The organism is Streptomyces sp. NPDC042259, assembly GCF_055582085.1.
This window is the reverse complement of record NZ_JBVJDW010000001.1, coordinates 845027-868023: the sequence shown is the minus strand read 5'-3', so window position 1 is coordinate 868023 and position 22997 is coordinate 845027. Positions and strand designations below refer to the sequence as shown.

Sequence of the window (22997 nt, the reverse complement as noted above, 5' to 3'; positions counted from 1 at the left end):
CACCGGCATGGTCGTGCTCCGGCCGCCGACGGAGTTACCGGCGCGCCCCGCCCTTGAGCGTCGCCCGCAGATACTCCCGGTTCATCGTCGCGATCGACGTCAGCGGGATCCCCTTCGGGCAGGCCGTCGCGCATTCGCCGGTGTTCGTGCAGCCGCCGAAGCTCTGGTCGTCCATGGCGCCGACCATGTCCAGCACGCGCGACTCCCGCTCCGGGGCGCCCTGAGGCAGCACGTTCAGGTGCACCACCTTCGCCGCCGTGAAGAGCATCGCCGAGCCGTTCGGGCAGGCCGCGACGCACGCGCCGCAGCCGATGCACTCGGCGTGCTCGAAGGCGAGGTCCGCCACGGGCTTCGGGACGGGCGTGGCGTGGGCGTCGGGCGCGGCGCCGGTGGGGACGGAGACGTAGCCGCCGGCGCCGATGACGCGGTCGAAGGCCGAACGGTCCACGACCAGGTCCTTGACCACGGGGAAGGCTGACGCGCGCCACGGTTCGACGTCGACGGTGTCGCCGTCGGAGAAGTGCCGCATGTGGAGCTGGCAGGTGGTGGTCCGTTCGGGGCCGTGGGCCTGGCCGTTGATGACCATGCCGCAGGCGCCGCAGATGCCTTCGCGGCAGTCGTGGTCGAAGGCGACGGGCTCGTCACCGGAGAGGATCAGTTCCTCGTTGAGGTGGTCGAGCATCTCCAGGAAGGACATGTCGGGGGAGATGCCGGTGACCTCGTAGGTGGTCATGGCGCCCGCCGAATCGGGTCCGCTCTGGCGCCAGATGCGCAGGGTGAGTTTCATGTCGTATGCCTCGCACAAGGGGTTCCGGGGTGCCGGTTCTCGGCCGGGGTGCCGGGGGGCGTCCCCCGGGTGGGCGCCGTCACGCGTAGCTCCGCCGGGTGGGGTGGACGTACTCGAAGGCCAGCGGCTCCCGGTGGAGTACGGGTGCGGTGCCCGGGCCCGTGAACTCCCACGCGGCCGCATAGGCGAACTCCTCGTCCTTGCGCGCGGCTTCGCCGTCCGGTGTCGCGCTCTCCTCGCGGAAGTGACCGCCGCAGGACTCCGTGCGGTGCAGGGCGTCCAGGCACATCAGCTCGGCGAGTTCCAGGTAGTCGACGATGCGGTTCGCCTTCTCCAGCGACTGGTTGAGCTGCTCGCCCGTGCCCGGGACCTTGATCCGGCGCCAGAACTCCTCCCGCAGCGCGGGGATGCGGTCCAGGGCCTTGCGCAGGCCGCTGTCGGTGCGGGCCATGCCGCACTCGTCCCACAGAAGCTCGCCCAGCTCGCGGTGGAAGGAGTCGGGGGTGCGGTCGCCGTCGTTGGCCAGCAGGCGCCGCAGCCGGGTGGTGACGTCGGTGACGGCTTCGGTGACCGCCGGGTGCGCGGCGTCGACCGGCTCGTGCGGGTGGCGGGCGAGGTAGTCGTTGATGGTGGCGGGGAGGACGAAGTAGCCGTCGGCCAGGCCCTGCATGAGGGCCGAGGCGCCGAGCCGGTTGGCGCCGTGGTCGGAGAAGTTGGCCTCGCCGATCGCGAAGAGGCCGGGCACGGTGGTCTGGAGGTCGTAGTCGACCCACAGGCCGCCCATCGTGTAGTGGATCGCCGGGTAGATGCGCATCGGCACCTCGTACGGGTTCTCGGCGGTGATCCGCTCGTACATCTCGAAGAGGTTGCCGTACTTCTCCTCCACCTCCGCCCGGCCCATCCGGGCGATCGCGTCGGCGAAGTCGAGGTAGACCCCTTGCCCGCCGGGCCCGACGCCACGGCCCTCGTCGCAGACGTTCTTCGCGGCGCGGGAGGCGATGTCGCGGGGGACGAGATTGCCGAAGGCGGGGTAGATCCGCTCCAGGTAGTAGTCGCGCTCGTCCTCGGGGATTTCTCCCGGCGGGCGGGTGTCGCCCGCCGCCTTGGGCACCCAGATGCGGCCGTCGTTGCGCAACGACTCGCTCATCAGCGTCAGCTTGGACTGGTGGTCGCCGGAGCGGGGGATGCAGGTGGGGTGGATCTGCGTGAAGCAGGGGTTCGCGAAGTACGCCCCGCGTCGGTGCGCGCGCCAGACGGCCGTGGCGTTGGAGTTCTTGGCGTTGGTGGAGAGGTAGAAGACGTTGCCGTAGCCGCCGGAGGCCAGCACCACGGCGTCCGCGAAGTGGCTGGAGACCTCGCCCGTGACCAGATCGCGGGCCACGATGCCGCGCGCCCGGCCGTCGATGACGATCAGGTCGAGCATCTCGGTGCGCGGGTGCATCTCGACGCCGCCCGCCGCGATCTGCCGGGTGAGCGCCTGGTAGGCGCCGAGGAGGAGCTGCTGCCCGGTCTGGCCGCGGGCGTAGAAGGTGCGGGAGACCTGGACGCCGCCGAAGGAGCGGGTGTCCAGCAGCCCGCCGTACTCGCGGGCGAAGGGCACGCCCTGGGCCACGCACTGGTCGATGATCTCGACGGAGACCTGCGCGAGGCGGTGCACATTGGACTCGCGGGCGCGGAAGTCGCCGCCCTTGACGGTGTCGTAGAAGAGACGGTGCACGGAGTCGCCGTCGTTGCGGTAGTTCTTGGCGGCGTTGATGCCGCCCTGGGCGGCGATGGAGTGGGCGCGCCGCGGTGAGTCCTGGTAGCAGAACTGCACGACGTGGTAGCCCTGTTCGGCCAGGGTGGCGCCCGCCGCGCCGCCCGCGAGACCCGTGCCGACGACGATCACGGTGTGTTTGCGGCGGTTGGCGGGGTTGACGAGTTTTGCCTCGAAGCGGCGGCGGTCCCAGCGCTCGGCTATCGGGCCCTCGGGGGCCTTGGTGTCGATGACGGGGGCGCCGGTGCTGTAGCGGGTGTACTCGGTCATGGTCAGCTCACGACTCCAGTCAGGACGCCGACGGGCGGGGCGAGGAAGCCGCAGGTCAGCAGGGCCGCCAGGGCATTGGCCAGGAATTTCAGCGCCCGGTCGCGGCGCGGGGAGTTGGCACCGAGGGTCTGGGCGGCGCTCCAGAAGCCGTGCCGGATGTGCAGACCGAGGGCGAGCATGGCGACGATGTAGAACGCCGTGACGGCCGGGCGGTCGAAGGACGCGACGAGATTCTCGTACGGGCGGCCCTGCTGGGCGTTCGGGTTCACGGTGAGGGTGGTGAGGTCGAGGATGTGCCAGACGATGAACAGGGCGAGGATCACCCCGCCCCAGCGCATCGTGCGGGTCGCGTAGCTCGCGCGCTGCCGCGTGTGCCGGTATTTCGCGGGGCGGGCGGCGCGGTCGCGGCGGCTGAGCTGGACCGCGGCCACACCGTGCAGGACGACGGAGGCGCTGAGCGCCACCCGCGCCGCCCACAGGAACCACTCCCGGTGCAGGAAGGGTTCGCCGACGGTGCGGATCCAGTGCCCGTAGTGGTTGAACTCCCCGGCCCCGAAGAACACCTTGAGGTTGCCCATCATGTGGGCCACCAGATACGCCAGCATGATCAAACCGGTGACGGCCATGACCGCCTTCTTGCCGACGGTCGAGTGCCACACGGTGCCGATGAGGGACGGGGGTCGTTCCGCCCGGGTCGCCAGTGCCATGGGTGTGACGCTAGGCAGCCGCGCTCCATCCGTCCAAGACATGATGGAGCTGGTTTCCATAGGAAACGCCTATCTATGCTGGAGGGGTGCAACTCCAGCAGCTCCGCTACTTCGCCACCGTCGCCGAAGTCCGGCACTTCACCCGGGCCGCGGAGGTGCTGCACATCGCCCAGCCGTCGCTCTCCCAGCAGATCCGCTCCCTCGAACGGGAAATGGGCGCCGAACTCTTCCACCGGGCCCGGGGCAACATCACGCTCACCGACGCGGGGGAGGCCCTGCTGCCGCTCGCCCGGCGGATCCTCGCCGACACGGAGACCGCGCACCGCGAGGTCCAGGAGGTCGCCCAGCTGCGCCGGGGCCGGGTACGTCTCGGCGCGCCGCCGAGCCTGTGCGCGAGCCTGGTGCCGGACGTGCTGCGCACCTACCACGCCCGCTATCCGGGCATCGAACTCCACATCGACGAGGGCGGCTCGCAGGACCTCGTCCGTACCCTCGCCACCGGCGGCCTCGATCTGGCCCTGATCATCACCCCGCTGGCCGTCGGCGCCCCGGCGCTGGCGACCACCGAACTCCTCCACGAGGACCTGGTCGCCGTCTCCGACCCCACCGCACCCGCCCCCACCCGGCGCCGGGCGCTGCGGGTGGCGGATCTGCGGGGGCTGCCGATGGTGATGTTCCGCCGCGGTTACGACCTGCGGGAGATCACCACCGCGGCGTGCCGCGCGGCCGGCTTCGAGCCGTCGTTCACGGTCGAGGGCGGCGAGATGGACGCGGTCCTCGGCTTCGTCCGCGCGGGCCTCGGCCTCGCCGTGGTCCCCGGCATGGTCGCGGCCCGCTCCGGACTGCGCGTCACCCCCTTCGACGACCCGCGCATGCGCCGCACGATCGCCATCGCCCACCGCAAGGACGCCCCACCGCCCCGGGCCGCACGCGAGCTACGGCGGGTGCTGCTGGAGCACCTGGGGACGAATCCGGAGGCGTGACGAGGGGCTCAGCCCGCACCCACCAGCGCCGCCCCCGCGAAGGCCGCGCCCAGGCCGCAGACCACGCTTGCGGCGACGTTCGCCGCCGCGTACGCGCGCTTGCCCTCCTCCGCCAGGCGCAGCGTCTCGTAGGAGAACGTCGAGTACGTCGTGAGCGCACCGCACAGACCCGTGCCCAGGGCCAGATGGACATCGGCCGTCGCGCCGGTGAGGACGCCGAGGAACAGGCAGCCGGTGACGTTGACCGTGAACGTGCCCCAGGGGAAGGCGGAGGCGTGGCGGGACTGCACGGCACGGTCGGTGAGGTAGCGCAGCGGGGCGCCCACCATGGCACCCGCGACGACCAGCAGCCACGTCATGACGCCGCCTCCCGGCCGAGCAGCCGCCGCGTCGCCGTGGCCGTCGCCCAGACCGCCGCCAGCGCGGCGAGGGGCGTGGCGGCCAGATACGCCAGAGCGGTCGCCGCGCGGTCGTCCGCCAGCAGGTGCCGCACGTCCACCGCGTACGTGGAGAACGTGGTGAAGCCGCCCAGGATCCCCGTGGCGAGGAACGGCCGCAGCAACGGGTGGGGCGCGGCGAGGTGGGTCACCACGCTCAGGACGACACCGATCAGCGCGCAGCCGACGATGTTGACCAGGAACGTCGTCCACGGGAAGGCGTCGCCCGCGGTCGGCCACAACAGGCCCGCGCCGTAGCGCGCGGCGGCTCCCAGCCCACCACCCGCCGACACCGCGCAGAGCACCGGCCAGTGCTCGCGGAGCGTGCCGCGCAGGTCTTCCTCTTCGACGTCGGGGTCGATCGGCTCGATCGTTTCCGCTGGTCCGGGCCGGTCCACGTCCGCCGCCGCCTCCTTCGCCGCCCTCTGCGCCGCCGTCTTGGTACAGGCGCCGCCGTCTTGGTACAGGCGGCCCAGGCTACCGCCGCACCACGGTGGCCCCGACGGCCGCCAGATAGGCATCGGCGCGGTCGGCGTCCGTCAGCCAGTCCTGCAACCCGGCCGGGTCCGCGTAGCCGTTCACATAACGGTGGGCGATCTCCGGGTGGTCGGCCGCCGCGTCCAGTACCCGGCGCACGTGCTCGGGCCGGGGGCCCAGCATCAGATTGGTGAAGGCGGTGACGTGCCGCGCGTGCTCCCAGAACGCCGCGAACGTGCCGCTCATCCACGCCCGGTCGAAGACCCCCTCGCCCCGCTCCACGACCGACCGGAGGTAGCCCGCCGCGCAGCGGGCCGCGCTGTTCGAGCCCTGCCCGGTGATCGGGTCGTTGAGGACCACCGCGTCGGCCATGCCGAGCACGAGCCGGCCCGGGGCGACCTCGGCCACCGGCCGGCGGACCGTCGGGGTGACGGCACCGAAGAGCGCCGCGCCCGCGTCCGTCGGCTCCGCGTCCGCACACAGCTCGTACTCCCAGGGCGCGTACCGCCGGAGCAGCTCCAGCGACCGTTTCAGCGCCGACTCCGGATCCGGGCGGTCCTGCCAGCAGTCCAGCGGCCCGCCGGGAAGCCCCTCCCAGAAGAGGATGTGACACGGGCCCTCGGCGACCAGCGCGGGCAGCACGAAGAACTCGCCCGCCTCCCCGGCGGAATACAGCCGCCCGTGCGGGCCGGGCAGGTCCGGTCCGTGCCCCACGCCGTGCAGATAGACGCAGGCCAGGACGCGCTGGGGGCGGTCGAACGGGCTGTGACGGTCGTCGCGCGGGAAGACCTCGGCCAGCGCGCCGCGCCCCGAGGCGACGACCGTCAGATCATGGGCCGAGGCCAGGTCCGCGAGGTCCGCCGGGGTGACCGCCCGGTACTCCACCCGGCCCCCGCGCTCCTCGAACAACTCCAGCCAGCGTGCCGTCTTGACCCGCTGGTCGACGGACCGGGCCGGCTCGTCGAGGGCCGCGGCCAGGGCGCGGACCCGGGCGCCCGGCGGGTCGATCGACGCCATCGACAGGCCCACCAGGGCCGGGGCCGCGCCGTCCCACAGATTCAGACCCGCCGCCCGCTCCAGGGCGAGCGCGGGCCCGAACATCAACTGCGTGGACATGACCCGCCCGGCCCGGATCCGCTCCGGCGTCCGGTCGGAGACCACCGTCACCTCGTAGGCCCCTTCGGCCCGCAGCCCCAGGGCCAGTTGCAGTCCCGCCTGCCCCGCTCCGACGATCGCGATCTTGCGCATCGCTGCCTCCGTTGCCGGTCCTGTTGCCGGTGCTTTCTCCGGTCGCACCGCCGGTCAGATGCCCCGCCCGTGACCCGTGGGGCCTCGCCCGCATCCCGTTGTAGCGGGGCCCGGCGCGCGCTGTACAGATGGCGCGCGCCCCGGTCCGCCGCCGTCACGACACGCGGCGTGCCCCCGGCTCGGTCACCCGTCCGCGCGTTGTACGAAACCTTTGCGAGGTTTGGGCGTTTTACCGACTCCCGACCGTCACCGGCCGGGAGCTCCTCCCCGTACGACCAAGCAAAGGTGTCTCCCCATGTCACGTATCGCCAAGGCAGCAGTCCTGACCGCCACCATGGGCGCCGCTCTCGCTGGCTTCAGCGGCGGCAGCGCCGTCGCCGACTCGGGCGCCAAGGGTGTCGCCGCCGGGTCCCCGGGCATCATCTCGGGCAACGTCATCCAGGTGCCCATCCACGTGCCGATCAACCTCTGCGGCAACACCGTCGACATCATCGCCCTGCTGAACCCGACGTCGGGCAACACCTGCGTCAACGCCTGATTCGGAAGCGGGCCGGGAGCGATCCCGGCGGCTCCGGGCGGGGCTCGCTCTCTTCGATCCCTTCGCCCCGGCCCCGGAACGCTTCGTGTGGCGCCCCCGACCTCGTCGGCGGGCGCCACACGCATGTGCGCCCCCGGCCGGCGCGCCCGCCGCCACCACCGCCGCCCGGGCAGGCGGCTGAGCCGCCGTCAGCGCTGCCAGCTGTGCGGGGCGCGGAAGCGCTGCGTCCGTTCGAGCCGCCGCCAGCGCGCCGAGGGGGCGTGGTGGCCGCCGCCCCCGTCGCCCCGGCCACCGTCCCCGGCTATGGCGGCGCGGGCCAGCAACACGGCCGTGAGGGCGGCGACCTCCTCCTCGCTGGCCCGGCCCCGCTCGACACGGACGAGGTAATCGTTGCTCATCACTGCCCCCACTCCCTCGCTCGCCGGGCCCCGCGGGGCGGCCCGGCACCTGGGGCCCATCATGCGCGGCTGCCCCTGGAGGACCGCTCGAACCGCGGTAGGACCGCCCGTCGGAATGAGGAGGGCGGCGCCTCGTGACCGCGGTCAGTCCTCGACGTCGACGCCGTAGCTGCGGGCGAGCGCGGCGAGCCCGTGGTCGTAGCCCTGCCCGACGGCCCGGAAGCGCCAGACCGGGCCCCGGCGGTAGATCTCCGCGAGGAGCATCGTCCGCTCGGTGGTGGCCGCGTCCAGGGCAGTCTGGGCGAGGGGCGCGCCGCTGCCGCCGGGGCCGGTGGTGACCTGGATCGCGCCCACGTCGCCGAACGTCGGGGCGCCGTCGATGGCGGCCGCGACCACCACCTTGCGGACGGCCGGGGGCAGCGCGGCGAGGTCGGTGGTGATGGTCTGCTCCGTCGGCCCGTCGGTGAGGAGCCGCACGCCCCCGCAGGGGCTCTCCGGCGCGCCGAAGAAGACGAAGTTCTCGTCGCGGGAGACCTGGTCGTCCTCGTCGACGAGGACGACCAGGTCGATCTCGGACGTCGTCCCCTGGGCCCAGGAGGCGGTGACGGCCCACGCGGATGCCGTCGAACGGCCCGGCAAATCGATGACGCCTCCCCTCGGCAGGACCCGCGGGGCCCGCCGCCGGGCGGTGGCCCGCGCGAGGGGCTCGCAGGTGGGCTCGTCGAGCCAGCCGGACTCGTGGGCGGGGATCTCGAGCGCGGTGATCCGGCGCATGCGGCGGTCGGTGTCACCGCCGTCGAGCAGCACCACGTCGGTCACGCCGGCGGACAGGTTGATCGCCGCGGCCCCGCCCAGCTCGACGATCCGAAGGCGGGCCGCCGCCGCGGCCGGGTGGGTACCGCCCAGCACGAGCACACGCCGCCCCGCCAGCGGCTTGCCCGGATCCGCCGCCGTGGCCTCCGGCTCCCGGGCGGCGGGAAGGGGAACGGCCGGCGCCATGGCGGGTTCGGCGGGTTCGGCGGGCTCGGCCGGGGGAGCGGCCACGGCCTGGCGCTCGTGCGGCGTTCCGGGCCGTACGTCGCCCAGCAGGCGCAGGAAGGTGTGCTCGTCGACGACGGGCACCCCTTCGGCGACGGCACGCCGCGCCTTGGCGGATCCCGACGCCTGGTCGTTGGTGACGAGGACGCTGGTGTGCCGGCTGACGGAGGACATCACGTTCAACCCGGCGGCGACCGACCGGGCGACCAGCTCGGCGCGGGACGTGGCCGTCTCCCCGGTGATGGCGACCTTCATGCCCTGGGCCAACGAGCCCCCGGCGGGCAGCGGCCCGGGGTTGCGGAAGGCGCACGGTGACTTGGGCGGCTTGGGGGTGAACTGCGCGTCCTGCCGGGGCGGGCAGGTCACCAGGGGCAGCGGCAGATCGAGCCGGGCCGCTTCCCGCAAGGAGGCGCGCAGCACCCCGGCCAGCACGCGCGTGTCGTCCAGCGCGTCGTGCGCGCGGAGCTGGGGAACGCCGTAGTGGGCGGCCAGCGTGCCGAGCTTCAGATCGTCGGTCGCCGGGTCCACCCGGCGGTTCAGGGCCAGGGTGCACAGCCGCTGGGAGACGGGGAGCCACATCCGCGCGCGGGCGAACTCGTGGGCGAGGAAGTCGTAGTCGAACTGCGCGTTGTGGGCGACCAGTACGCGGTCCTGCAGCATGGCCCCGATCCGCCCGGCCACCTGCGCAAACGTCGGGGCACCCGCCAGCCGGTCCGCCGTCAGCCCGTGCACGTGCACCGGCCCGGGGTCGCAGCCGGGGTTCAGCAGGGTCGAGAACTCCCCGGTCTGCTCACCGTCCGGCCCCACCGTCACCACGGCGACGGACAGCACCCGATGCTGCCGCGCCACCAGCCCCGATGTCTCCACGTCCACCAACGCCCAGTCGAAGGCGTAGTCGCGCGAGTCGGGCGCGTTGACGGAGGTGGAGGCGAGAGTCATGGCGACAAGAATGATCCGCTGTCACCCCTGCTTCAACCCGCATGGGCATTTGCCCGTTTCACGTTGTGCGCTCACGTTGTGCGCCCGCCCGCGCATCTGCCGAAGCTCCGGAAGGGCTGCGGCTGGCCCTGCACCTCGCTGGCCGCTTGCGGCGATCACCCAGAAAAGAGCGCTTTTGCCGGAACCTCGGGAAGTGAGCGAAAGCGGCCGACGCCGGGGCTAGAGTGCGAGGCCGAAGACGGTGCTCCCCGCGCCTGCGGGGGTGGCCCCCCCTGTGGCCCTCACCTACGGTGACATCAAGCGTGCTCCCCGCGCCTGCGGGGATGGCCCCATGACACGGGCGTGAGACTGGACCGGAGAAGAGTGCTCCCCGCGCCAGCGGGGATGGCCCCTCCACGTCGGACGACGACCTTGAACCTCCGAAGTGCTCCCCGCGCCTGCGGGGCCGTGCCCGCACCCCGAGCTAGCCCCCGCCCCGGTCAGCAAGAACGCCCCTCCCGAGGGGAGGGGCGTGCGGTGGAAACGGAGCGCCCCCGGCAGGACTCGAACCTGCGGCCAAGCGCTTAGAAGGCGCCTGCTCTATCCACTGAGCTACGGGGGCCGGTGTGTGCGGCGGTCGCGGACGGCTGAAGCCCCGGGCTCGGTGGTGCCGTGACCTTGCCGGGGACAAGGATAGGGCTCCGCGTACCTCGTCCCGGTTGCTTCACCTCCGTGACACGATGTGGAGGTTCGGTGAAGCGGTCCTGATAATCGCAGGCAGGTGCGAATTTTGCATCGCTTTTGACGCCTCACGCGCCGGGTGTTGTGTACTCGTTATGCCTGGGCCTCATTCGCCACGCCTCGCGCGCCATGGGTTATACGCTTCAAAAACACAACAGAATTGGGCATTCTGCACGTGTGGCGACCTTGGACGTACGGCCCCGACTGCTCGACGCGCTGTCCGCACTGCGTGACCGTGTCGACGCCGCACGCTTCCCGCTCCCCCTTCCCGGCGCGGCCCGCGCCCGTCGGAACCGTGCCGAACTCCTGGCGCAGCTCGACGATTACCTCGTGCCCCGCCTGTGCGCCCCCGAAGCGCCGCTGCTCGCGGTCGTCGGGGGGTCCACCGGGGCCGGCAAGTCCACTCTGGTCAACTCCCTGGTGGGCCGTCGGGTCACTGAGGCCGGGGTCCTGCGGCCGACAACTCGTACGCCAGTGCTCGTCTGTCATCCCGAGGACCACCACTGGTTCGCCGGGCCCCGGATCCTGCCGGAGCTGCGCCGGGTGTGGGTGCCGGCCCAGGACAACGTGGTGCGGGAGGCGTTCAGCGTGTTCGAGGGGGACGGGCCGGACGGGATCGAGGAGGCGGCGGACGACCCCGGCGGCGGGGCCGACGAACCGGCCGCTCTGCGGATCGAGACCGACCGGTCCCTCCCGCGCGGTCTCGCCCTTCTCGACGCGCCGGACATCGACTCCCTCGTCGCGCGCAACCGCGAACTCGCCGCCGAGCTGATCTGCGCCGCCGACATCTGGGTACTCGTCACCACCGCGACCCGGTACGCCGACGCGGTGCCCTGGCACCTGTTGCGGACCGCCAAGGAGTACGACGTCACGCTCGTCACCGTGCTGGACCGGGTGCCCCACCAGGTGTCCGCGGAGGTGTCCCGGCAGTACGCGGCCCTGCTGGGGGCCGCGGGGCTCGGAGACGTCCCCCACTTCACCATCCCGGAGCTGCCCGAGTCGGCGGGCGGGGGCAGCGGACTGCTGCCCGCCACCGCCGTCGAGGGCCTGCGGGCCTGGCTCGCCCAGCGGGCCCAGGACCCGGCGGCGCGGACCGTGGCCACCGCCCGCACCGTCTGCGGCGTCCTCGCGTCGCTCCAGTCGCGGCTGCCGGGCCTCGCCGGGGCGTCGGCCGTGCAGCACGCGGCGGCCGTGCGGCTGCTCCAGCGGGTGGAGGAGGCCTACGGGCGGGCCGTCGAGCGCGTACGCCGGGAGACCGCCGCCGGCGAGGCGCTCGCGGGTGACGCCCTCACCCATTGGCGCGGCCAGCCGCTCGACAGCACCCCGGACGAGCTGCTCACCGCCCTCACCCACTCCCTCACCGCCCTCCTGTGCTGCGCCGCCGACGCCGCCGACGAGGCCATCGCCGCGGCCTGTGGTCCCGACCCCGCCGCCGCGGCCGTCCTCGCACCGCGTGACCCGGACGGCGCCGCCGGCCGGATCGGTGTGGCCGTGCGCCGCTGGCGGCGCTGTCTGGAGGAGATCGTGGACGAGGAGGTACGGGCCCTCGAGCGCGGCGCGGCGCTCGACGCCGAACGGATCACGGCCCTCCTCGCCGCGGGGCTGTTGGGCGGCCGGCGTGCCCGTACGGCCGGGGAGACGCTCGCCGAGACGCTGGGGGCGCAGGGCGCGTTGCGCCTGCGCGACCGGGGCGGACAGTTGCTGGCCGGCTGTCTGGAGCAGGTGCTCGAAGCCGAGCGCGACCGGCGGTCCGCCCCCCTCGACGCCCTCGACGTGACCCCCGACTCCCAGGTCGAACTGATCGCCGCGCTGTCCCTACTGCAGAAGGAAAGGTGACGGCCGTGCACTCCGCCGACAGCCGCGACGAACCCGAAGTCCGCACCGCACGAGGTAACGAGCGGGAGAGGGGTAACGAGCGGGAAGGGCGTCGCGAGCAAGGGCGGCGACAGTTTCCCGACCGTTCGCCGCAAACCTGGGACGACGGATTGATCGCGCGCCGTGCGCAGCCGGAGCGCTCGCGGCGCGGCGGTGGTGACAGCGGTCCCGAACCGGGGGCCGCCCGGCCGCCCGTGCGGCCCCCGGTCGCGGCCGAACGCCGCGTCGCGACCCCTACCGGCAATGCCTTGCGGCCCCGGCTGGACGCGTTGCGGGAACTGGTCGGCCTGTCGCGGGCCCGGCTGGACCGGCGGACGCTGGCCGAGGCGGGCCGGGTGCTGGAGGAGGCAGAGGCACGGCAGCGGCACTCGCTGGATCTGACGGTGGTGGCGCTCGCCGGGGCGACGGGCAGTGGCAAGTCGACGTTGTTCAACACGCTCGCCCGGGCGCCGCTCTCGGAGGCCGGGGTGCGCCGGCCGACCACCGCCGCGCCGGTCGCCTGTACGTGGACGGACCGCGCGGACGGCCTGTTGGACCGGCTCGGCATCTCCCCGAAGGCGCGCAGACTGCCGTCCCGCCCGTACGACCCGGGGTTGAGCGGTCTCGTCCTGCTCGATCTGCCCGACCACGACTCGGCGGCGCAGGGCCACCGGGAGCAGGTGGACCGGTTGCTGGGGCTGGTGGACGCGGTGATCTGGGTGGTGGACCCGGAGAAGTACGCGGACGCGGTGCTGCACGAGCGCTATCTGCGGCCTCTGGCGGGCTATGCCGAGGTGACCTTCGTGGTGCTCAACCAGGTGGACCGGCTGTCGGGGGACGCCGCCGACCAGGTACTGGACGATCTGCGGCGGCTGCTGGACGAGGACGGTCTCGCGCTCGGCGAGCACGGTGAGCCGGGGGCGGTGGTGCTCGCCCTCTCGGCCCTGACCGGTGAGGGGGTCGGCGAGCTGCGGCAGATGCTGGGGCAGTTCACGGCGCGGCGCAGCGCGGCGGAGCTACGACTGGCCGCGGACGTGGACGGTGCGTCGGCGCGGTTGCGCCCGGCGTACATGGCCGAGGGGCGGCCTGGGCTCACGGAACGGGCGCGGCAGGAGTTCGAGGACCGGTTGGCTGAGGCGGTGGGCGCGCAGGCGGCCGGTCTGGCGGCGGAACGGGCTTGGCTGCGGGACGCGGAGCGGGCGTGCGGGACGGCGTGGGCGCCGGTGCGCCGCTGGTACGAGCGGAAGCGGTCGGTGGCCAAGGGTGGCGCCGACCGGGGCGTGGAGACCGGGACGACGGGGGTGGCGGGCGTGGCCGGGGCGGCGGGCGCCGGCACCCGGGTGCCACGCGCCGCGCGGACGGACGCGATGGCGCGGGCGGTCGGAGCGAGCCGCCGAGGTGCCGGCGCCGGAATGGAGGGCAAGGATCCGGTTTCCGTCCCGTTCCCGGGGCCCGGCTGGGACGCTGAACCAGCGTCAGGTTCCGCTTCGGGTTCCGTTTATGGCTCCGCCCCGGGTTCAGCCCCGGGGTCCGTCCCTGGTGCCGTGTCAGGTGTCATGTCAGGTTCCGCCGCGGGATTCGCGCCGGGCTCTGTTCCCGGTCCCGGTCCCGGTCCAGCTCCCGGCTTCGGGTCGCCGGGAGGCGGGAGACCCCCGTCCGGCGCCCCGGCCGGTACTTCCGCCGCCCCCGGCACCCCGGGCCCGCCCCGCCGTACAGCCTCCCGGCCACTCGTCGAGCAGGCCGTGCGGACGCTCGCCTACGAGGCCTCCGCCGGGCTGCCCGGCCCCTGGGCGCAGGCCGTGCGCGAGGCGGCGGGGCGCGGGACCGAGGGCGTGGCCCAGGCGCTGGACGAGGCGGCTTCGGCGGCGGCCGGAGCGGCCCGCCCCCCGCGACCCCGGTGGTGGGCGGTGGTGGCGGTCGTCCAGGCCGCGCTGCTGGCCGTGCAACTGGCAGGAGTGATGTGGCTGGTGGGAGCGATCGCGGGGGCCTTCGGCGGGGAGTGGTGGGCCCCGGGGCTACTGATCACGGCTGGTGGGGTGGGCGGTCCGATCCTCGCGTGGGCCTGCCGGCTGGCGGCGCGCGGCCCCGCCCGCGGGCACGGGGCGGAGACCGAACGCCGGCTGCGGGGCGCGGCGGCGGGCTGCGGCCGGGCCCGGGTGCTGGAACCGGTGGTCGCCGAGCTGCTGCGGTACCGGGAGGTACGGACACAGTTCGTGATTGTGGCGGGAGAGATGCCGACGTAGACGGGCGAGGCCCGGCCGTACCCCTGTGGGGGACGGCTTTGTCCACAACGGGCCGGTCGTCCACAGGCCCCGGCGGGCTCCGCCGCGCCGGGGCACCATGAGACCACCGGTCAGGACAGGGCTGACGAACGAATTCGGGGGCGGTCGGTATGAACGAGACGCTGGTGACGGTCGTGGGGAACGTCGCGACGCAGCCGGACTTCAGGGAGTCGGCGAACGGGGCGGCACTCTCACGGTTCCGGCTCGCGGCGACGGTACGCCGTTGGGACCGCGGGCGCGAGGAATGGGCGGACGCCTACACGAGCTTTTACACCGTGTGGGCGTGGAGAACCCTGGCGGCCAATGTCGTCGCCTCGGTGACCATCGGCGAACCGCTCGTCGTACAGGGGCGGTTGAGAATCCGGGAACGGGAGCGTGAGGGGAAACGGTGGCTGTCGGCGGACATTGACGCCACGTCGATCGGGCACGATCTCGCGCGCGGCACCTCCGCGTTCCGGCGGGTCTCGCCCGCCCGGCCGCTGCCGCTCGAACCCGTGCGGATGACCGGGCCGGCGAGCCCGGCCGACACCGGCGAACCCCTCGCCGCGCGCGAACCCGCGGGGGCGGTAACCGCCCTGTGAAATGCGGGCTTTGTCCCGGTGATTTATCGATAATGCCGGGACGAATGAGCCTTCCCGGTAACGATTCCGATTCGGATCGGTTGAGCGCACGCATGGGTGGGCATCGGCCCGCGGCCGCTCCTTAGGATCCCGTTCGTATCAACGAGGGCTTCTGAGTTTTGAGTTCGCCGGCGAGCCGCACCGATCTGGGTCGATCCACGCTCGCCTGAAGGGAAATCGATGATTTCTGTCATGAGGCGCGGAGCTGCCCGCCTCACCGCAGTGGTCCTGGCCTCCGGAATGGCGGTGACGGGGGCGATAGCCGTCGCGATCCCCGCCGCGGCGGACGACGTGCCACAGAACGCGGGCGGCGTCAGCGCCTCGCTCGGCCGGATCACGGCCGGCTCCGAAGCCGTCGTGCGCGACGCCCGCAAGACCGGGAGCGTCCAGGCCGGCCTGTTCGAGATGAAGGTCGACGGCGGCGGCACGCTGCAGACCTACTGCGTCGACATCCGCACCAACACGGTGGAGGGCGCGCGGTACAAGGAGACGGGCTGGAGCGAGTCGTCCCTGCACGGCAACAAGGACGCGGGCCGGATCCGCTGGATCCTGCAGCACTCCTACCCCCAGGTGAACGACCTCGCCGCCCTCGCCAAGGACGCCGGGACCGGCCCCCTCGACGCGAACACCGCCGCGGCGGGCACCCAGGTCGCGATCTGGCGCTACTCGGACCACGTCAAGGTCGACGCCAAGAACCCGGCGGCGCAGAAGCTCGCCGACTACCTCCACAAGAGCGCCGAGGACGTCGAGGAGCCCAAGGCGTCCCTCACGCTCTCCCCGTCGGCCGTCTCCGGGAAGAGCGGGCAGAAGCTCGGCCCCGTCACCGTGCACACCAACGCCGGCAGCGTCTCCGTGGCCCTCGCCGGTGACGCCGCGGGCAAGGGCGTGAAACTCGTGGACAAGGCCGGTAAACCGGTCACCACCACCCGCAACGGCGGCCGGCTCTTCCTCGACGTGCCCTCCGGCGCGGCCGACGGCACCATCGCGCTCAAGGCCACGGCCGCCACCAAGGTCCCGGTCGGCCGCGTCTTCCTCGGGGACCACACCAAGACCCAGACGCAGATCCTGGCCGGTTCGAGCGAGAGCACCGTCTCCGCCACCGCCACCGCGAACTGGGCGAAGAAGGGCGCCATACCCGCGCTGTCGGCCAGGAAAAACTGCGCCAAGGGTGGTGTCGAGATCACCGCGGACAACAGGGGCGACCAGGCGTTCACCTTCGAGCTCGAAGGCAAGAAGCACACCGTCAAGCCCGGCGGCTCCGAGACCACGCTCGTGAAGGTGGCCGAGGACCAGGCCTACAAGTTCACGATCAAGGGACCCGACGGCTCCTCCAAGACCTTCGCCGGGATCCTGGACTGCGAGACCGCGCAGAACGCCCGGGCGTCGCGGATCGGCACCCACAGCGGCCCGGCCGCCGCCGCCCCCTCCCCCCGCCCGAGCGGGACCCCGGCCGGCACCACCGGCGGCTCCCACGGCTCCGGCGGCAAGGGCACCACCGCCGGTGATCTGGCGAGCACCGGCGGTAGCACCGCCACCCCCAAGATCGCGGGCGTGGCGATCGCCCTGGTCGTGGTCGGCAGCGGCGCGGTCTACCTCCTCCGCAGGAACAAGCCGACGGGCCGGTGACGGCGCTGGGGCCGGGGCGGCGGCCCCGGCGGCGACCGGGCCGCACGGGCCCCGGTCGAGGTGAGGACTGCGGCCAGGACCGAGGTAAGGACCGCGGTAAGCACCGAGGTGAGGGCCGCGCCCGCAACCCGTTTCCGCCCGGGGCGCCCGGTGCGGCAAGATGGGTTGTATCTGCCCACTCATCGATTGCCGGACGGTTTCTCTTGGCTGAGTACATCTACACCATGCGCAAGACGCGCAAGGCGCACGGCGACAAGGTCATCCTCGATGACGTGACGCTGAGCTTCCTGCCCGGTGCGAAGATCGGTGTGGTCGGCCCCAACGGCGCCGGTAAGTCCACCGTCCTCAAGATCATGGCCGGGCTGGAGCAGCCCTCCAACGGCGACGCGTTCCTCTCGCCGGGCTACAGCGTCGGCATCCTGATGCAGGAGCCGAAGCTCGACGAGGCCAAGACGGTCCTGGAGAACGTCGAGGACGGTGTCGCCGAGATCAAGGGGAAGCTCAACCGCTTCAACGAGATCGCCGAGCTGATGGCGACCGACTACTCCGACGCGCTGCTCGATGAGATGGGCAAGCTCCAGGAGGACTTGGACCACGCCAACGCCTGGGACCTCGACGCGCAGCTCGAGCAGGCCATGGACGCGCTGGGCTGCCCGCCCGGCGACTGGCCGGTCGTCAACCTCTCCGGTGGCGAGAAGCGCCGTGTCGCGCTCTGCAAGCTGCTGCTCGAGGCCCCCGACCTGCTGCTCCTCGACGAGCCCACCAACCACCTCGACGCCGAGTCGGTGAACTGGCTGGAGCAGCACCTCTCGAAGTACGCGGGCGCCGTTGTCGCCGTCACCCACGACCGCTACTTCCTCAACAACGTCGCCGAGTGGATCCTGGAGCTGGACCGCGGCCGGGCGCTTCCCTACGAGGGCAACTACTCGACGTACCTCGAGAAGAAGGCCACCCGTCTGAAGGTGGAGGGCCAGAAGGACGCCAAGCGCGCCAAGCGGCTCAAGGAGGAGCTGGAGTGGGTCCGCTCCAACGCCAAGGGCCGCCAGACCAAGTCCAAGGCCCGTCTCGCTCGCTATGAGGAGATGGCGGCCGAGGCCGACAAGATGCGGAAGCTGGACTTCGAGGAGATCCAGATCCCGCCGGGCCCGCGTCTGGGCTCCGTCGTCGTCGAGGTCAACAACCTCTCCAAGAGCTTCGGCGACAAGCTGCTCGTCGACGACCTCTCCTTCTCGCTCCCGCGAAACGGCATCGTCGGCATCATCGGCCCGAACGGCGCCGGCAAGACGACCCTCTTCAAGATGATCCAGGGCCTGGAGACCCCGGACTCCGGCTCGATCAAAATCGGCGAGACCGTCAAGATCTCCTACGTCGACCAGAGCCGCGCCAACATCGACCCCAAGAAGACGCTGTGGGCCGTCGTCTCCGACGAGCTGGACTACATCAACGTCGGCCAGGTCGAGATGCCCTCCCGCGCGTACGTCAGCGCCTTCGGCTTCAAGGGCCCGGACCAGCAGAAGCCCGCCGGTGTCCTCTCCGGCGGTGAGCGCAACCGCCTGAACCTGGCGCTCACGCTCAAGGTCGGCGGCAACCTGCTGCTCCTCGACGAGCCGACGAACGACCTCGACGTCGAGACCCTGTCCTCGCTCGAGAACGCGCTGCTGGAGTTCCCCGGTGCGGCCGTGGTCATCTCCCACGACCGCTGGTTCCTCGACCGGGTCGCGACGCACATCCTCGCCTACGAGGGCAACTCCAAGTGGTACTGGTTCGAGGGCAACTTCGAGTCGTACGAGAAGAACAAGGTCGAGCGGCTCGGCGCGGACGCGACCCGTCCGCACCGTGCCACGTACAAGAAGCTGACCCGGGGCTGACCGTGGCGCGCCACCTGTACTCCTGCCCCCTGCGCTGGTCGGACATGGACGCGTTCGGCCACGTGAACAACGCGGTCTTCGTGCGCTATCTCGAAGAGGCGCGCATCGACTTCATGTTCCGGCTGGCGCCGGGGGAGGGCAGCGAGTCCTTCCAGGGCGGGTCCGTCGTGGCCCGGCACGAGATCGACTATCTGCGGCCCCTGGTCCACCGGCACGAGCCGGTGACCATCGAGACGTGGGTGACCAAGGTGGGCGCCGCGTCCCTGACCGTCGCCTATGAGGTCAAGGACGCGGACCAGGTGTACGTCCGGGCCTCCACCGTCGTCGTCCCGTTCGACTTCGAGCGGGGCAGGCCGCGGCGGATCACCGCCGAGGAGAAGGCGTTCCTGGCGGAGTTCCAGGGCGAGGAGCCGGCGGCTTCCGCGGCGGGCGGGCGGCGGGACACCCCCGCGAAGGAGGCCGTCGCGGTATGACGGCGTCCCAGCACCGGCACGGTCAGCGGCTGCGTTTCGCCGACGCCGGGGAGGCGGCCGACCTGGCCGCCTTCCTCGGCCGGCTGATCCACTACGACCGTGCCGCCGCCGTCCGTCTCCAGGCGGGCGGCGGGGTGCTCGGCGTCTTCGGGCGTCCGCCGTCCTTCGAGGTGCTCGCGATCCGCACCGCCCGGCTGACGGAGGACGTCCCGCTGGACGTCACCGTGTCGGCCGGTCAGCTGGCCGACGCCCTCGACGCGGCCGGCGCCGGCCGCGCCGCCGTGGCCGAGGGCCCGGAGATCACCGTGCCCGAGGCCGTCACCGGCCCGCCGTGGGCCGGTCTGCTGCCGCCGCGCGGCGGCTGGCAGCGGGTGGCGGGCCTGCCGGACGTGGCCGCCGTGCGGGCGGCGGTCGCCGCCGCGGTCACCGAGTTCCGGGCCCGTGACGAGGCGCTCCCCGAGCAGCACCGGACCCGTGCCGAGCGGGACCGCATCGGCCGGGAGATCTGGTCCCGCACCCTCGGCGACACCCGGCTGCCGCTGCGCGCGGTCCACGCCGCCCAGTCGCTGGGGTTCCTGCGGCCCCCGCGCACCGCGCCCGTGCCGAGCGCGCGGCAGGGGGCGGCCGAAGCCGCACAGGGGCGGGGCGCCACGTCCCGCGCGGGTGCGGTCACGGTCCTGGATCCGGAGCCGCTGGCCCTCTTCGCGGCGGGCGGCTGGCTGCGGCTGCGCACCCCCTACGGCTCGATAGCCGTCCGGACGGGTGGCCTTCCCGGCCTCGCCGTCACCCCCGCCTGAGGGCTCAGCCCTCGGTGTTGACCATCGACGCGGCGGCGTAGGTCAGGTAGTTCCACAGCTGCTCGGCGTGGGCGGGCGCGAGTTCCAGCTCGTCCACCGCGTCCCGCATGTGCCGCAGCCACGCGTCGTGCGCGGCCCGGTCCACGGTGAAGGGGGCGTGCCGCATGCGCAGCCGCGGATGGCCGCGGTTGTCGCTGTAGGTGCGGGGCCCGCCCCAGTACTGGATGAGGAACAGCACCAGGCGCTCCTCGGCCGGGCCGAGGTCCTCCTCCGGGTACATCGGCCGCAGCAGCGGGTCCTCCGCGACGCCCCGGTAGAAGCGGTGGACCAGGCGCCGGAAGGTCTCCTCGCCGCCGACCTGCTCGTAGAAGGTCTGCTCCTGAAGCGTGCCGCGTGGAATCTTGTTCACGCTCCCATGGTCTCAGACCGCCCGGCCGAGGACCGGCGATGTAGGACCACCGGCCCCTACCCGCAAGTAGCGGAAGGGGCCCTACAGGAACGTTTCAGCCCCCTGGTGCCGGGCCGCCGTCGCCCCTTCGCCGGTCGACGTGACGTCAGCCCCGCCGGACCGTGATCGTGGTCCACGCCCCGACGTGTACCCGGTCGCCGTCCCGGAGGGGGACGGGGACGTAGGGCTGGATCGAGTCCTCGGAGCCGTTGATCGTCGTGCCGTTGGTCGAGTCCTGGTCGACGACCGCCCAACTGCCGTCCGGCTGCTGGACGAACATGGCGTGCTGGTGCGAGACGCCCGGGTCCTCCGGCGGCCGGGACAGATCGATGTCGGGCGACTCGCCGGTGCTGTGCCGGCGGCGGCCGATGGTGACCTGGTGGCCGCTGAGCTGGAGGCGCAGCTCGGGGGAGTACGCGGGGAGGTTCAGCCCGGAGGCCTCGGGCCCGCTGCGGTTCATCATCGACCGGAAGTACTCGCGGTCCGGCGCGATGACTGCGACCCAGCCCGCGGGCGGTGCGAGCGGCGATGCCTGCGACGGCAGCGGCGGCGGAGCCTCCTCGGCGACGGCGGCCGGGGACTGCGGCTGCGGCTCGTACCGGTAGGGCCCGGCGGACGGGGCGCTCGGCGGCGACAGCACCCAGTCGTCCTCACCGAACGTGTGGACCTGCGGCTGCGGCTGCGGGGTGAGCGGCTCGGCGGGACGGTTGATCTGGGACGGGCGTGAACCGTGGTACTCGAAGCTCTGCGGCGGCGGTGCCGGCCGCGACGGCGGCGGTGGTGCCGACTGGAAGCCCTGGACCTGCGAGGGCGGGGTCGCGTACGGGTTCGTCGCCTGGGTGAGGAAGTTGTAGCGGCACTCCTCGCAGAAGGGGGCCTGCGCCTCGCGGGGCGTACGGCAGTGCGGGCACAGCTCCGCCTGCATCGTGGCGTCCCCGCCCGGATCCGGGAAGCCGTAACCCCCGGATACAGCACCGGACGCGCCACCGGAAACGCCGCCGGACGCACCGGAGGGCGCGCTCTGCGGGCCGCTCGCGCCGGTCATCGGCGGTACGGGAGGCGGGGGTGGGGGCGGGGGGACGGCACCCGTGGGCGCGGGCGCCCCCGTCATCCGGTGGCCGCACACCTCGCACCAGTCCTCGGCCGTCGACTGATGGCCGTTCGGGCAGGTCGGCATCTCGGTTCATTCCCCCTCGTGTGCCGTTCGGCGACGGTCTCCGCCGCGGCCGCCCCATGCGTCCGCCGCGCCCATTCTTCCCTGTTCAGGTCTTCGCTTCCGGACGGTTCAGGTCTTCATTTCCGGACGCGCACCGTTTTGGTGGAGCGGGTTTCCAGCGTCATCCGCGCCTCCGCCGAGACCTTCGCCTTCAGCCGCACAGTACCCGCCGCCGCGTCCACGACGTCCACTACCTTCGCGAGCAGTTTCGCGGTGTCGTCGTTACCCGAACGGCTGGCCAATTGCACGGCCCGCCCCAGCTTCGCCGTGGCGCCGTCGAGGTCCCCGCACTCGCGCAGCTCCAGGCCCTGTTGGATGACCCGGGCCAGTTCGGCCTGGCCGGTGTAGTGGGCGACCTGCGCGTTGATCGCGGTCGACGCCGCCAGGTCGTCCGTCCACACCGCCCGGACCAGCCCCTGTGCGAGCACCTGCGGCGGTGAGCCGTCCGGCGCGGGCAGGACGAGCGAGACCCGGGCGGCGAGCATCTCCTGCCCCACGTCGGCGTTCGGTACCCGTACGCACACGTGGTAGTCCCGCGACTCGTCGCCCCACGAGCCGGTCGGATAGTCGCCCGCACGCGGCCCGGCCTCGGTGCGGCGCCCGGTCAAGTCCTCCACGGTCGGTGCGACTTGTTTGACGAACAGCACCTCGGCGCCCAGCGGGGTCCACAGCCGCAAGGAGACGTCCGCGATCTCCTTGCCCATGACGGATTCCATCATTCCGGTGAAGTCCGCGGCCAGCCCGGCCGGGTCGGCGACGATGTCGGCGGAGCCCAGGAGCGCCGACGCGATGCCGGTGACCTCCTTGACCTCCCAGTCCGTCCCGACGCCCCGGGCGTCGCAGGTGAACCGGCCCGCGCAGGCCTCCAGCGTGGCCAGCAGCTCCTTGGGCCCCTCGTGTTCGTTACGGCCGTCGGTGAGGAGGATGCCGTGCCGTATCGCCGCGTCCGAGGAGGCGAGCAGCCGGTCGGCCAGGCGCAGCCAGGTGCCGATGGCGGTACCGCCGCTCGCGCTGATCTTGCGCAGCGCCTCCTTGGCCTGGCCACGGGTGGTGGCGTCCGCGACCGAGAGCCGCCCGCCGCCGGGGTAGATCTCCCGCGCCTGGTGGGTGCCGGCGACGACGGCGAAGGCCACGCCGTCGCGCAGGGTGTCGATGGCGGCGGCCGTGGCGTCCCGGGCGTTGCGCATCTTGGTGGGCGGGTAGTCCATCGACCCGGAGGAGTCGACCATGATGACCACGGCCGCGCCCGGGGCGGAGGCGGTCCCCGGCGATCCCGGGGACACGGCGGTGGGGGAGGGGGAAGCGAAGGCCGGGGCGGGCGTCTCTCCGGTGGTGCCGCCGCCGGTGGCGGTGACCGTGACGATCGCGTTGACCTCACGGCCGCCCTCGGGCAGGTGCGTGTTCTGGTAGACCTCGGCCGAGAACCGGGGCACGCGCGGCTTGGAGAAACTCGCCATCGGATCCGCTCCTTCGTTCCATGGGGACACACGGGCGGACAGACGCGCCGGTGCCTTC

At 72.8% G+C, this 22997-nt stretch carries 20 protein-coding genes and 1 tRNA gene; 9 read left to right on the top strand and 12 right to left on the bottom strand.

Annotation, left to right across the window (positions count from 1 at the left end):
* Positions 1 to 34 precede the first annotated feature (34 nt).
* The 3 genes from ACZ6MA_RS03915 to ACZ6MA_RS03905 all read right to left on the bottom strand — a co-directional run bounded on the left by ACZ6MA_RS03915 (position 35) and on the right by ACZ6MA_RS03905 (position 3520).
* Positions 35 to 787 (bottom strand): succinate dehydrogenase/fumarate reductase iron-sulfur subunit, encoded by a 753-nt coding sequence (locus tag ACZ6MA_RS03915; RefSeq protein WP_469430802.1) that lies wholly within the window; start codon positions 785 to 787, stop codon positions 35 to 37.
* Between the two features lie 79 nt (positions 788 to 866).
* Positions 867 to 2813 (bottom strand): fumarate reductase/succinate dehydrogenase flavoprotein subunit, encoded by a 1947-nt coding sequence (locus ACZ6MA_RS03910; RefSeq protein ID WP_469430800.1) that lies wholly within the window; start codon positions 2811 to 2813, stop codon positions 867 to 869.
* Between the two features lie 2 nt (positions 2814 to 2815).
* On the bottom strand, positions 2816 to 3520 hold the full coding sequence (locus tag ACZ6MA_RS03905; protein ID WP_469430799.1) for a succinate dehydrogenase cytochrome b subunit: 705 nt from the start codon (positions 3518 to 3520) through the stop codon (positions 2816 to 2818).
* A gap of 86 nt (positions 3521 to 3606) precedes the next feature.
* On the opposite strand from ACZ6MA_RS03905, the gene ACZ6MA_RS03900 reads away from it, so the two are divergent.
* Complete coding sequence (locus ACZ6MA_RS03900; RefSeq protein WP_469430798.1) at positions 3607 to 4503, top strand: LysR family transcriptional regulator; 897 nt, start codon at positions 3607 to 3609, stop codon at positions 4501 to 4503.
* A gap of 8 nt (positions 4504 to 4511) precedes the next feature.
* Here the strand turns inward: ACZ6MA_RS03900 and crcB (ACZ6MA_RS03895) are convergent, their stop codons facing one another.
* From crcB (ACZ6MA_RS03895) to ACZ6MA_RS03885, 3 genes are all read right to left on the bottom strand, one after another.
* Positions 4512 to 4862: a fluoride efflux transporter CrcB gene (gene crcB / locus ACZ6MA_RS03895; RefSeq protein WP_469430796.1), complete on the bottom strand. Its 351-nt coding sequence runs from the start codon at positions 4860 to 4862 to the stop codon at positions 4512 to 4514.
* Positions 4859 to 5338, bottom strand: coding sequence for a fluoride efflux transporter CrcB (crcB, locus tag ACZ6MA_RS03890; protein ID WP_469430794.1), 480 nt, complete (start codon positions 5336 to 5338; stop codon positions 4859 to 4861). Before crcB (ACZ6MA_RS03890) ends, crcB (ACZ6MA_RS03895) begins: the two co-directional genes overlap by 4 nt.
* A 79-nt stretch (positions 5339 to 5417) precedes the next feature.
* A complete protein-coding gene (locus tag ACZ6MA_RS03885; protein WP_469430793.1) occupies positions 5418 to 6665 on the bottom strand; it encodes a styrene monooxygenase/indole monooxygenase family protein in 1248 nt (415 codons plus the stop codon).
* 295 nt (positions 6666 to 6960) lie between these two features.
* Here ACZ6MA_RS03885 and ACZ6MA_RS03880 point away from each other — a divergent pair, with 295 nt between their 5' ends.
* A complete protein-coding gene (locus ACZ6MA_RS03880) occupies positions 6961 to 7203 on the top strand; it encodes a chaplin (RefSeq protein WP_469430791.1) in 243 nt (80 codons plus the stop codon).
* Positions 7204 to 7391: 188 nt separating this feature from the next.
* Here the strand turns inward: ACZ6MA_RS03880 and ACZ6MA_RS03875 are convergent, their stop codons facing one another.
* The 3 genes from ACZ6MA_RS03875 to ACZ6MA_RS03865 all read right to left on the bottom strand — a co-directional run bounded on the left by ACZ6MA_RS03875 (position 7392) and on the right by ACZ6MA_RS03865 (position 10179).
* Positions 7392 to 7601, bottom strand: coding sequence for an acyl-CoA carboxylase subunit epsilon (locus tag ACZ6MA_RS03875; RefSeq protein ID WP_469430790.1), 210 nt, complete (start codon positions 7599 to 7601; stop codon positions 7392 to 7394).
* 144 nt (positions 7602 to 7745) lie between these two features.
* Complete coding sequence (locus ACZ6MA_RS03870) at positions 7746 to 9578, bottom strand: TerD family protein (protein ID WP_469430789.1); 1833 nt, start codon at positions 9576 to 9578, stop codon at positions 7746 to 7748.
* A gap of 528 nt (positions 9579 to 10106) precedes the next feature.
* Positions 10107 to 10179, bottom strand: a tRNA-Arg gene (locus ACZ6MA_RS03865).
* A 305-nt stretch (positions 10180 to 10484) separates the two neighbouring features.
* Here ACZ6MA_RS03865 and ACZ6MA_RS03860 point away from each other — a divergent pair.
* From ACZ6MA_RS03860 to ACZ6MA_RS03830, 7 genes are all read left to right on the top strand, one after another.
* Complete coding sequence (locus ACZ6MA_RS03860; RefSeq protein WP_469431194.1) at positions 10485 to 12134, top strand: dynamin family protein; 1650 nt, start codon at positions 10485 to 10487, stop codon at positions 12132 to 12134.
* Positions 12131 to 14395, top strand: coding sequence for a YfjP family GTPase (locus tag ACZ6MA_RS03855; protein ID WP_469430788.1), 2265 nt, complete (start codon positions 12131 to 12133; stop codon positions 14393 to 14395). The genes ACZ6MA_RS03860 and ACZ6MA_RS03855 overlap by 4 nt, the downstream gene beginning before the upstream one ends.
* Positions 14396 to 14544: 149 nt before the next feature.
* The gene (locus tag ACZ6MA_RS03850) at positions 14545 to 15015 is read left to right on the top strand and encodes a single-stranded DNA-binding protein (protein ID WP_469430787.1); all 471 of its coding nucleotides are present in this window, start codon (positions 14545 to 14547) and stop codon (positions 15013 to 15015) included.
* Between the two features lie 219 nt (positions 15016 to 15234).
* Positions 15235 to 16680, top strand: coding sequence for a Cys-Gln thioester bond-forming surface protein (locus tag ACZ6MA_RS03845; RefSeq protein ID WP_469430786.1), 1446 nt, complete (start codon positions 15235 to 15237; stop codon positions 16678 to 16680).
* A 203-nt stretch (positions 16681 to 16883) separates the two neighbouring features.
* A complete protein-coding gene (gene ettA, locus ACZ6MA_RS03840) occupies positions 16884 to 18548 on the top strand; it encodes an energy-dependent translational throttle protein EttA (RefSeq protein WP_469430784.1) in 1665 nt (554 codons plus the stop codon).
* A 2-nt stretch (positions 18549 to 18550) separates the two neighbouring features.
* On the top strand, positions 18551 to 19021 hold the full coding sequence (locus ACZ6MA_RS03835) for an acyl-CoA thioesterase (RefSeq protein WP_469430783.1): 471 nt from the start codon (positions 18551 to 18553) through the stop codon (positions 19019 to 19021).
* Complete coding sequence (locus tag ACZ6MA_RS03830) at positions 19018 to 19818, top strand: DUF8010 domain-containing protein (RefSeq protein WP_469430782.1); 801 nt, start codon at positions 19018 to 19020, stop codon at positions 19816 to 19818. The genes ACZ6MA_RS03835 and ACZ6MA_RS03830 overlap by 4 nt, the downstream gene beginning before the upstream one ends.
* Before the next feature lie 4 nt (positions 19819 to 19822).
* On the opposite strand, the gene ACZ6MA_RS03825 is transcribed toward ACZ6MA_RS03830, so the two are convergent.
* From ACZ6MA_RS03825 to ACZ6MA_RS03815, 3 genes are all read right to left on the bottom strand, one after another.
* A complete protein-coding gene (locus tag ACZ6MA_RS03825) occupies positions 19823 to 20227 on the bottom strand; it encodes a globin (RefSeq protein WP_469430781.1) in 405 nt (134 codons plus the stop codon).
* A 145-nt stretch (positions 20228 to 20372) separates the two neighbouring features.
* The gene (locus ACZ6MA_RS03820) at positions 20373 to 21443 is read right to left on the bottom strand and encodes an FHA domain-containing protein (RefSeq protein WP_469430779.1); all 1071 of its coding nucleotides are present in this window, start codon (positions 21441 to 21443) and stop codon (positions 20373 to 20375) included.
* A gap of 116 nt (positions 21444 to 21559) precedes the next feature.
* Entirely contained in the window at positions 21560 to 22939 is a 1380-nt protein-coding gene (locus tag ACZ6MA_RS03815; protein WP_469430778.1) for a vWA domain-containing protein, read from the bottom strand.
* Positions 22940 to 22997 lie beyond the last annotated feature (58 nt).